At 46.9% G+C, this 10484-nt stretch carries 7 protein-coding genes; 4 read left to right on the plus strand and 3 right to left on the minus strand.

Annotation, left to right across the window (positions count from 1 at the left end; translation table 11 throughout):
• Positions 1-518: 518 nt before the first annotated feature.
• Both K1X61_07740 and K1X61_07745 read left to right on the plus strand, forming a co-directional pair.
• Complete coding sequence (locus tag K1X61_07740; protein MBX7108521.1) at positions 519-1670, plus strand: P1 family peptidase; 1152 nt, start codon at positions 519-521, stop codon at positions 1668-1670.
• 115 nt (positions 1671-1785) lie between these two features.
• The gene (locus K1X61_07745; GenBank protein ID MBX7108522.1) at positions 1786-3789 is read left to right on the plus strand and encodes an amidohydrolase family protein; all 2004 of its coding nucleotides are present in this window, start codon (positions 1786-1788) and stop codon (positions 3787-3789) included.
• 17 nt (positions 3790-3806) lie between these two features.
• Here the strand turns inward: K1X61_07745 and K1X61_07750 are convergent, their stop codons facing one another.
• The 3 genes from K1X61_07750 to K1X61_07760 all read right to left on the minus strand — a co-directional run bounded on the left by K1X61_07750 (position 3807) and on the right by K1X61_07760 (position 8678).
• A complete protein-coding gene (locus tag K1X61_07750; GenBank protein MBX7108523.1) occupies positions 3807-4874 on the minus strand; it encodes a ketoacyl-ACP synthase III in 1068 nt (355 codons plus the stop codon).
• Between the two features lie 63 nt (positions 4875-4937).
• Positions 4938-6221: a UDP-N-acetylmuramoyl-tripeptide--D-alanyl-D-alanine ligase gene (locus K1X61_07755; protein ID MBX7108524.1), complete on the minus strand. Its 1284-nt coding sequence runs from the start codon at positions 6219-6221 to the stop codon at positions 4938-4940.
• A gap of 90 nt (positions 6222-6311) precedes the next feature.
• Entirely contained in the window at positions 6312-8678 is a 2367-nt protein-coding gene (locus tag K1X61_07760; GenBank protein MBX7108525.1) for a T9SS type A sorting domain-containing protein, read from the minus strand.
• Positions 8679-8981: 303 nt separating this feature from the next.
• Here K1X61_07760 and xseA point away from each other — a divergent pair, with 303 nt between their 5' ends.
• Positions 8982-10205 (plus strand): exodeoxyribonuclease VII large subunit, encoded by a 1224-nt coding sequence (gene xseA / locus K1X61_07765; GenBank protein MBX7108526.1) that lies wholly within the window; start codon positions 8982-8984, stop codon positions 10203-10205.
• Complete coding sequence (gene xseB, locus K1X61_07770) at positions 10183-10374, plus strand: exodeoxyribonuclease VII small subunit (protein MBX7108527.1); 192 nt, start codon at positions 10183-10185, stop codon at positions 10372-10374. Before xseA ends, xseB begins: the two co-directional genes overlap by 23 nt.
• Positions 10375-10484: the final 110 nt, after the last annotated feature.

The following is a 10484-nucleotide window of genomic DNA, read 5'->3' on the forward strand; positions in this document are numbered from 1 at the left end:
AGGTTGTTTTCGTTGCAATAAAATCTGCTGATTGAATTTGCACAATATAACCGCCTTCATACTCTCACAAGTTTTGGCAGCGCTGTGCGGCAAGGAAGACTTGTGGCTGTGAATACCACTTCCAAAGCCCTCAATCTCTATTAAGCCTTTTCCCCGGCATAATCTGCAACACTGCAATATAGATAATCTTCAGCCCGGAAAACAATTCCTGCTTCAACCGGATTTTAATGAATATAACCTACTTTTTATTCTATCATGGCAGTTGCAATCAATTCGATCGGATGATTATCCTGCTGCCAGAATTGTAATTCTTTATTGTTTGGATTTGCCAATCCGGCTTTGCGAAAGCCACGTAAGGTGAAATGTGACGCAGAACAGGGACACAGATGCATGACTCAAACAATCGTTCTGATGCCGGATGGTGAAAGACCGGCAGGAGACTTCATGATTCCTTCCTTTTCTGCCCGTTTCAAGAGACCTAAGTATTATCTTACTCCATTGATTTTAACTGATATTACATGAAATGTCTGCTGATCATTTTCATTTGCCTGTCGCACCTGCTGGCCATGGCACAGCCTGATTTGCGTGCCCGTGACCTCGGCATTCCCTTCGATGGCACGCCCGGAAAATACAATGCCATCACCGACGTGCCCGGTGTGCTGGTGGGTTACAAAACGCTGATCTCAGGATCAGGAAAACTGGTTGCAGGCAAGGGGCCGGTACGTACTGGTGTCACAGTGATACTGCCGAAAGGAAAAACCAATGACGGTTATCCTGCTGCCTGGTTCTCACTGAATGGCGACGGGGAGATGACGGGCCTGCCTTACATCGAAGACTATGGAATGGGTTATGGGCCCATTGGCATCACCAATACAAACAGTGTCGGAACGGTGAAGGATGCCATCGGCTCCTGGAGTGTGAACCATTTCTCTCAGGGTGAGTTTGTAGATTATTCGTTCGGCCTGCCGGTAGCAGCAGAAACCTGGGACGGAGGATTGAATGACATTAACGGCTTTCATGTAAAAGCAGAACATGTCTGGCAGGCACTCGACAGCGCAAAAAGCGGCATGATTAAAGAAGGCAATGTGGGCGGCGGAACAGGCATGGTTTGTTATGAGTTTAAAGGCGGCAGCGGAACAGCTTCCAGGATGTTCACCATTGATTCGGTGAACTATACATTGGGCGTTTTTGTGCAGGCGAATTTTGGCGGAAGGGAAGAGCTGACCATTACCGGAGTTCCGGTCGGAAAAGAAATCACAGACCTGCTTCCTGTGTATGATGAGACCGGAAGAAAGGATGGTTCCATCATCGTGATTGTTGGAACCAATGCGCCTTTATTGCCAGGACAATTAAAGCAGGTTGCCAAAAGAGTCACGCATGGCATTGCCAGAACAGGAACGTATTCGCACAATGGTTCAGGAGAAATTTTTCTTGCATTTTCCACAGCAACACCACAATACAATAAAGAAAATACAGCAGAAAGCTGGAAAGTAATTCCGAAATGGGAATTGGATCCTGTCTACAAAGCAACAGTGGAAGCAACGGAAGAGGCTATCATTAATGCATTGGTAGCTGCTGAAGACATGGAGGGAATCAATGGAAATAAGGTATATGCCATTCCGCATGAAAGGTTGAAGGAGATGATGAAGAAATACAACAGGCTGAGGTGAAGTGATTGCGGAATCAGGATGAGAATGAGAATGGCTTAATTTTCTGAAATTGATGCCGTTTATTACTATGATACTACATTACAGATGAAAAAACCATTTTTAAACACTTTATCACATGAAAATAAAATCCTGCCTGCTGTTGCTTCCTGCTCTCCTGCTTAGCATCATTTCTGCTGCACAAAACACAGATACTCTTTTTTATTCAGCTGTGAAGGGTGGAGAAATTTGCGGCATTCAAAAAATTTGGATGAAGAGCGACCAGGAATATCACTTCTTCTATAAATACAATGACCGTGGACGCGGTGACAGCGTATTCTCACAAATCAATACGAATGCTGACGGACATATAATCAAAGTCTCTGTTGAAGGAATAGATTATTTTAAGAATGCTTACCGGGAATCGTATGTTGTCCAGGGTGACTCGGCCATTTCTCAGGTGAATACTGATAGAAATGCCGAGCCCTTTAACAACGAAATTTATTTCGGACAGGCATCGCCCGGGTTTATTGAACCTGTTGTTAAATTTTTATTGCGTCAGCCTAAGCAAAAGGCAACTGCTTTTGGTGGAGGCACGCTCCAGCTGATGCCATTGATTGAAAAAAAAGTTTCCGTAAACGGCAAAACAATCACTTTGTATTTGTGTGAATTGTATTTCAATGAAAACACACCTCCTTTTTACGCATGGCTCAATAAAGACAAGCATTTCTTCGCAAATGTGAATGATTGGTTTTCTACCATTCAGCGCGGTTATGAATCGTTGACTGACACGCTGAATACACTGCAGGAAATACAGTCTAAAGGCTATTATGCAAAACAAATGAAGGCCTTGTCAGAACCATTGCCTCTTCAATTTGCAGTGACCAATGTCCGGCTGTACGATGCTGAACATGCAGTGATGCAGGAAGGAATGACGGTAGTAGTCAGCAATGGAAAGGTTGCTCAGATTGGCAAGTCATCCGAAGTAAAGGTTTCTGAGAATTACAAGCAGATGGATGGCACCGGTAAAACACTGTTGCCCGGATTGTGGGACATGCATGGGCATTATGATAAATCAGAAGGATTGAATTACCTCGCGGGCGGAGTTACCCATGTACGTGATATGGGAAACAGCAATAACCTGTTGCTAACGCGGGATGCCATTGCAAAAAATGAAGTGCTGGGACCTGATATCAGTTATGTTTCCGGCTTCATTGACCAGGCAGGTCCTTTCCAGGGACCAACAGGTGCGATTGTTAAAAATTTGGATGAAGGACTAAGGGCCGTCGATGATTATGCAGAAAAAGGTTTTGGCCAGATTAAGCTCTACAGCTCTATTGATCCAAAGTGGGTTGCTCCGCTTGCTGCGGAGGCACACAAACGTGGTCTGCGCGTTGCTGGTCACATTCCTTCCTTTATGACGGCATCAAAGGCAATACAGGACGGCTACAATGAAATCACACATATGAATATGGTGATGCTGAATTTTATGGGGGATACTATTGATACCAGGTCACGAAAGAGATTTTTGGTAGTTGCTGACAGAGCAAAAGATCTGGATCTCAACAGCAAAGGAGTGACCTCATTCATTTCATTGATGAAAGAAAAAAACATCTCACTGGATCCCACCATGAATGTATTCGCGGAGATGTTTACCATTTTCCCCGGCGATACAAATGAAGTGATCAAACCCATCATCAGTTGGATGCCTGTGGATCAGCAACAGGGATTAGAAGCGAAATCAAGCCTGGGTTCTTTGGAAAAAAAGTCAACCTATCTCGCCTCCTTTCAAAACATGATGCAGCTATTGAAAAAATTTTATGACAGTGGCATTCTTATCGTAAGTGGAACGGATGGCGGTGAAGCCTTTGCATTGGCACATGAACTGGAATTGTATGTTCAGGCAGGCATTCCTCCTTTAAATGCATTGCAATGTGCCACTTTTAATGCCGCAAAAAATTGCAGGATGCTGAATCAATACGGAACAATTGAAGCAGGAAAAACTGCAGATATGATTTTGGTTGATGGGAATCCGGGAACAAATATCAGTGACATTCGTCGGGTGAAGTGGGTGGTGAAGAATAATCAGATGTATGATCCGAAAAAATTATTCGAATCAATTGGGTGGAGTTATTTTTATTAAGATGGAGTGCAACAACTTCAAACACGATATAACAACGCATTGATATGCATGCCGGCACCTACCGATGCCATCAGCACCAAATCGCCGGGTTGCAGCCGGTGTTCTTGCAGTGTTCCTTTCCGTATCATATCAAACAGCGTGATGACGGTAGCCACGGAGCTGTTACCCAGTTTATGAATACTCATGGGCATGATCTGTTCAGGCAACTGGTGAATACCATACAATGAATACAGCCGTTCGATGATGGCATGATCCATCTTTTCATTGGCCTGGTGTATCAGTACCTTTTTCAGCTGCGAAACATGGATGCCCGCTTTATCGAGGCATTGCTTCATCGCCAGCGGAACATGCAATAAAGCATATTCATAAATTTTTCGTCCTTTCATCTTTATATACCGTACGGCAGGATCTGCGCCCGGCAGGTTCGATTTGCCAAGAAAAAGGTAATACGCTTCGTCGTTGGTATGGCTTTGCACGGCGTAGGAAAGGATGCCGCTGCCACCACTCTCCTCTTTCGATTCTACCACGGAAGCGCCGGCACCGTCCGCAAAAATCATGGAGTCGCGGTCGTTCTGATCAAGCACGCGTGAGAGTGTTTCCGTACCAATCACCAGGCAGCGCTTCGCGGCGCCGGCCTGTATGGCAATGTGTGCCTGAATGACGCCCTGCAACCATCCCGGGCAACCGAACAGGATATCATACGCCACGCAATCCGGTTGCTGAATACGCAGCAAGTGCTTTATGCGCGCAGAAAGTCCGGGCAATATGTCTGTCTGAATGGTGCCCGACCGCACGTCACCGAAATTGTGCGCTGCTATAATCTGGTCGAGTTCTTCGCCGGAGCAACCTGCATCCTGCAGTGCCAGCTTAGCCGCGATGGCCCCGATATCGGAGGCCTGTAAATCGTCTGTAACATACCGCCGCTCTTCGATGCCGGTAATATCTTTGAATTTACGCACGATCACATTGCCCGGCTGTGGCAGCGCTTTTTGATTTTCATCATAGAAAGTATGCGCGGCGAAATCCGCATTCGTAACGATTTGCTCCGGAATGTAACTGCCGGTGCCGGTGAAAACAGTTGACATGTGATTGTATCGCTTTTAAGATTTTCAGAAGAATGCGAGCCGCTGATGCATGCAATCAATCCGTTAAACTACCAGATTCTCAAGTCCGATTAACCTGGAGCCTTTTAACAAAACGTAACAACCGGAAAAGTGCTGTTGCTGAAACCAGCTTTTTAAATCATTTACCGTATCGAAATGAAGCATTTCATGGGCGGATTGTCCCAGTGCTTTGCCAAATTCTTTTCCCACCAGCACTACATTCATGAATTTTTCAGCATCAATATTTTCCAGCATGCTGCGGTGTTCCTGCAGGCTGAATGCACCCAGCTCCAGCATGTCGCCCAAAATCAGGATTTTATTTTCCACGGGCATCTGCGTAAAGTTTAACAGTGCTGCCTGCATACTGGATGGATTCGCATTGTAAGCATCCAGGATAAATGTATTGCCATCCTTTTGTAACAACTGCGACCGGTTGTTGGAAGGTACATAAGCAGCAATTGATTGCTGCAATGCTTCCTTTGCAATGCCAAAGTATGATCCTGCTGCTACGGCAGCCATGACGTTGTCGAAGTTATAGCGACCGATGAGTTGTGTTTCCAGTTCATAGCCTTCCTGCTCCAGGCTTATTTTCAGAAATGGAAAAACAGCAGTTATTTTTCCTTGATACGTGGCATCCTTACTTTCACCATACGTTACGCGGCGTAGGTCAGCGCTGTCTTCCATCAGATCGGGCTGATCTGCACTTACAAAGGCAGTTCCGTTATGCAGCCGCAAATAATCGTACAGTTCCCCGTTTCCTTTTCTCACGCCATCGAGGCTTCCATATCCTTCGAGGTGATCTTTGCCATTGTTGGTGATGAGGCCGCAGTCGGGTGCCCCGATTTCACAAAGCCGTTTAGTTTCGCCTGCATGATTGGCGCCCATTTCCACCACGGCTATTTCAGTGCCTGCGGGAATGGAAAGCAGTGTCAGCGCCACGCCGATGTGATTGTTTAGGTTTCCTTGCGTAGCAAAAACCCTGTACCGGTTTTGCAGTACCCGTGAGATTATCTCTTTGGTAGTTGTTTTTCCATTACTGCCACATACCGCCAGTACCTTGAGCTGCAACACTTGCCGGTGGTGACGAGCCAGTTGCTGCAGGACGGTTAAAGCATTCTCCACCACAACTATCCGTGCATCATGGGCAAAATGCGGTTCATCTGCGATAACAAGCAATGCGCCATTGCGTAATGCTTCTTCGGCAAACAGATTGCCATTGAAGTTTTCCCCTTTCAGCGCAAAAAAAATTTTGCCATGATCAATCTTCCGGGTATCGGTGGATACGCCTGTCGACAGCAGGAATTGCCGGTAGAGAGCTGCGATCTGCATGCTTCAAAAGTAATGGATGCGGATAAACTAAAAGCAAAAAAAGAAGCCGCCTCGGTTGAAGCGGCTTCCTTGTCAATCAGCAATAACTTATCAGTGTGCAATCACAAATTGCTTCCGCAATGCCGTACCGTTGTGCATCACTTCGGCGATATACGTGCCATTGGTAAATGCCTGCACATCGAGGTTGAAGAGGTTATCACCTTCCAATGCGAGCACATCAGCTGTATACATTCTTTGCCCAAGCAGGTTGTACACACTGATCTGAGCATCGCCCTTGCCTTCACCGGTAAACTGAAGTGTCATGTTATCCGCAACAGGATTGGGATACACCTGTAAATCAGTCTTAACAGTCAGCAATTCCTGGGCACCCTCTTCAAAACGGAAGGCAGTGCTGCTGGTCAGGATTTTCATGGTATAGCAGGCCGTATTGCTGTAGGCGCCGCTGTATCCATACACCTGAATCTTGTAAGTGCCAACGGTTGATGTATTGTAGATAATCGTTTCGCTGGTAGTGCCGCCATTTTGCGAAGTCTTCACATTCGTGCCGCTCGGATTATAGAGCTTGATGTCATAATCGGCAGGCAGCGTGGTGAGCGTTATTTTGATATTTTTATTGGTAGTGGTATTGGCGAATGAATACCAGTCAAGGTCAGATGCGGTGCTGATCTGTGAAGAAATGTCAACACCCACCGATACAGGTTTGGCTGTAGCGCTGGTATTATTGGATTCGTAGGTTTCCACGCATCCGCCACCGCTTCCGGCTTGTATGTTAAGGGAGTAATCTTCCACTTCCCCTTCGGCAAATGATTCACAGGAAGTGGGTGCCGCGCCATATTTCATGCTCACTCTCATGCGAGTGGTAGCGGTGGAAGCTGTAGCCGGTATCGTGATGGTAGCGGTATTATTACCCGCTGCAGATGAAGAGAAGGATGCGGCAGTTTCACCGGCATCGGTGAAATCCCCGTCGGCATTCCAGTCGCAGAAAACAGCCCACTGTTCCGCATAGGTGCTTCCGGAAAACCCGGCGCTGGTAGTAATAGTGTATGCCGAACCTTTATTGACAACAGCCACTGAAGCACTGCCATTGTAGTAACCTCCTGCATCAGCACCCGATGTTCTGGAGATGCTGCCGAATGTTACGAGGTCGATGTATTCATAGGTCTGACTGATACCATTGGATGCGCAATAAGTGGTGCCGCCGGAAGACAGGGTAGTAAAAGACGATGCTGTGGAGTAAGCGGAACTGCCACTTGCACAAACAGCCTGTACCTGGTAATTGTAAACGGTGCTGGCTGTAAGGCCGGTCAGCGCTTTAGAAGTTGTGGTGGAAGTGGTGGTTGTCCAGGTCGAACTGCTGGAGAGTTTATATTGCACGTTGTAACTCGTTGCTCCACTTACAGCTGACCAGCTTACCGTTGCCGATGAGCTGGTGATGGAAGAAGCGCTCAGCCCGGAAGGTGTACCACAGGAAGTGCTGGGTGGTGTGCATCCGGATGAAGTGGTGAGTGAAAGACGGGCACCACCGGTGGCAAACAATGCCTGCATTCTTGCCTTCTGACCGGCAGTAAACATGTTCATGCAGCCATCATCCGTATAATCCATGTAATTCATAAACATATCGCCATTGGGGCCATTGCTGCAGGACACCGTCGGGAAAACAGGGCAACCGTAATTCTCATCTGCCTGGTTGGGTGTATCGGAAACATTATCTGTTCCGGTGCAGGCAGTGCCGTCGTCACCCCAGATATGATAGAGGTTCAGCCAATGGCCAACTTCATGCGTAAGCGTTCTGCCATAGTTATAGGGTGAAGCAGTGCCGGGTTGTGCAAGGCTGCCGACAGAGGAATACAATACCACCACACCATCTGTGGCAGCAGCACCACCCGGAAACTGTGCATAGCCCAGCAATCCGCCACCGAGGTTCACCGACCAGAGATTCAGATAAGAACCGGCAGGCCAGGCATCATCACCACCGGTGCTGTTATGCTTGGCGTTATCATTGGAAGAAAAGGAAGTTGCCGTTGTTGACTTGCGAACGATACCGGTAGTTGCAGCTCCATTCGGATCGCGCTGTGCCAGGCAGAACTGCACTTCGCAGTTGGCGGCTGTGGATTGCCAGACGGAGGGCGTGTTACCGGCATCTGTGTTGAGTCGTGCATAGTCGGCATTCAGCTGATTGATTTGCGCCTGTATCTGCGCATCAGAAATATTCTGTGCTGTGGTATTGTACAATACATGCACGACTACCGGAATGGTCACTACCGTCCGTGTTTCACCGCCATTAGCAGCAATATAAGACTGTGTGGCATTTTCAATGTCCTGCATGCGGAGCGCAAGATTGGGATCCTGCTGCTGCAGCCAGTGGAGATGATCCATGGTACCGCAATTCCGTTGCTGAGCGAACAAGCCGCCGGCCATCAACAATAAGATGGCCATGGAGAAGGAGAATTTTCTCATGTGTAAGTGGATTTGTTGGGTTAGAGAATGTTATGAGAAAGGTAGCTAAATATAACTAACCACCTAATTTTTAACGATATATTTTTTTATTAATCAGGGTTTATGATTTACCGGGCAACTGGCTACGCGCGGTATTGCTGTTGCCGGTTGCTTCAGCGTATGCAGATACCTCCCTGAATCCGGAGATATTGCAGGGATAGAAAAATTATCATTTTCATTTCACCTTCCGGCAGCCATGACAGGAGCATCCCCTGATTGACCATTCACCTTGAGCACCGGCTTTAATTTATTTATTTTTGAATCATGCCCGTCCTCATGCGACTTTCAGCATTGGTGAATGAGATACAGGAAACGCTGGAAGACCGTTTCGAAGGCACTTCATTTTGGGTGAATGCCGAGATTACCGATGTAAAAAAATATCCCGACAAAAGGTGGTGTTTTATCAAGTTCATCGAAAAGGAAGGAAATACAATAACTACAGAAATCAAAGGCGTTTTCTGGGGCGGCACTTACCACCACATCGAACTTTTTGAACAACAGACAAGGCAGCTTTTTGCCAACGGCCTGCTGATCAGTTGCCGTGTTCGTGTACGTTTTCATAAGCGTTATGGCCTCACGCTGGAGGTGCTGGAAATCGATACCTCCTTTGCCCTTGGCAAACTGGCCATGGACCGCGAGGCCGTGCTACAGCGGCTGGTGAAAGAAAACCCGGAGCATATCCGGCTGGAAGACGGCCAATACATAACGAAAAACAATATGCTGCCACTGCCCGTGGTGATACAGCGCATTGCACTGATCGCTGCAAAAAATTCGGATGGTGAAAGGGACTTCCTGCAGGAGTTGAAGAACAACAGGTATGGCTATTCATTTGAAATCCGTGAATACAACGTGCAGATACAGGGTGAGCAGGCCAGCGAAATGATGTGTAGTCAGTTGCAGCAAATTGGCGGTTCAGCCCGTTCCTATGATGTAGTGGTGATTGTACGGGGCGGCGGATCAGAAACAGATTTCAAACCATTCGACAACTACGAACTGGCCAAAGCGGTTGCCACCTTTCCAATCCCTATACTGACGGGTATAGGTCACGACAGAAACATCAGCATCACCGACCTCATGGCACAGGCCAGTAAAACACCTACGAAAGCAGCAGCATCTATTGTAGACCACAACCTGAATTTTGAGCAGGATATGCTCAACTTAAAAGAGCGTTTTTTCTCGGCTTTGAATCAAATGCTGCAGGTGAATAACCAGCAACTTGCCCTGATCAAAACAGCAGTGAAACAGGCAACAGCAAACTATCTCAGGAACCGCAAGACAGAACTGAAGGCTATGGAAAGGCTGGTAAAAAATTTAAGCCCTTCCATGCTGCTTGCCAAAGGATTTGCAGTGGTGGTGCAGGATGAAAAGATTATTTCGGATCCGCAGCAGATTAATGTTCATGCTTCCATAAAAACGATTCTGAAATCCACGATTATTCACAGTAACGTCACTGACAAAACGCCCTATGAAAACGAACCTGAGCTATAGCAGCGCCTATGCCGTCCTCGAAAAACTGGTAGCGCAGATGGAATCCGATGAAATACAGGTAGACGAACTTGCGGAAAAAGTAAAGCAGGCTCATGAGCTGATCGCCTTCTGCGAAAAAAAACTGCGCTCGGTAGAGAAAGAAGTGAAGAAAACTGAATCCGGGCCATAATTGAACATTTGCAGGCCTGTCTTAATGCTGATAAAGATTTTTATGCTCATCAGGATTGCCATAATCAACTGAAAAAACCAATGGCAGCATTACCAATATTGACCATGCAT

The sequence above is a fragment of the Chitinophagales bacterium genome, from assembly GCA_019694975.1.
Classification (GTDB): Bacteria; Bacteroidota; Bacteroidia; order Chitinophagales; family UBA10324; genus JACCZZ01.

Excerpts from the sequence above, each read along its gene's own strand:
- xseB (MBX7108527.1), top strand. The coding sequence starts at position 10,183 with ATGAAAACGAACCTGAGCTATAGCAGCGCCTATGCCGTCCTCGAAAAA.
- K1X61_07740 (MBX7108521.1), top strand. The coding sequence starts at position 519 with ATGAAATGTCTGCTGATCATTTTCATTTGCCTGTCGCACCTGCTGGCC.
- xseA (MBX7108526.1), top strand. The coding sequence starts at position 8,982 with ATGCCCGTCCTCATGCGACTTTCAGCATTGGTGAATGAGATACAGGAA.
- K1X61_07745 (MBX7108522.1), top strand. The coding sequence starts at position 1,786 with ATGAAAATAAAATCCTGCCTGCTGTTGCTTCCTGCTCTCCTGCTTAGC.
- K1X61_07755 (MBX7108524.1), bottom strand. The coding sequence starts at position 6,221 with ATGCAGATCGCAGCTCTCTACCGGCAATTCCTGCTGTCGACAGGCGTA.
- K1X61_07750 (MBX7108523.1), bottom strand. The coding sequence starts at position 4,874 with ATGTCAACTGTTTTCACCGGCACCGGCAGTTACATTCCGGAGCAAATC.
- K1X61_07760 (MBX7108525.1), bottom strand. The coding sequence starts at position 8,678 with ATGAGAAAATTCTCCTTCTCCATGGCCATCTTATTGTTGATGGCCGGC.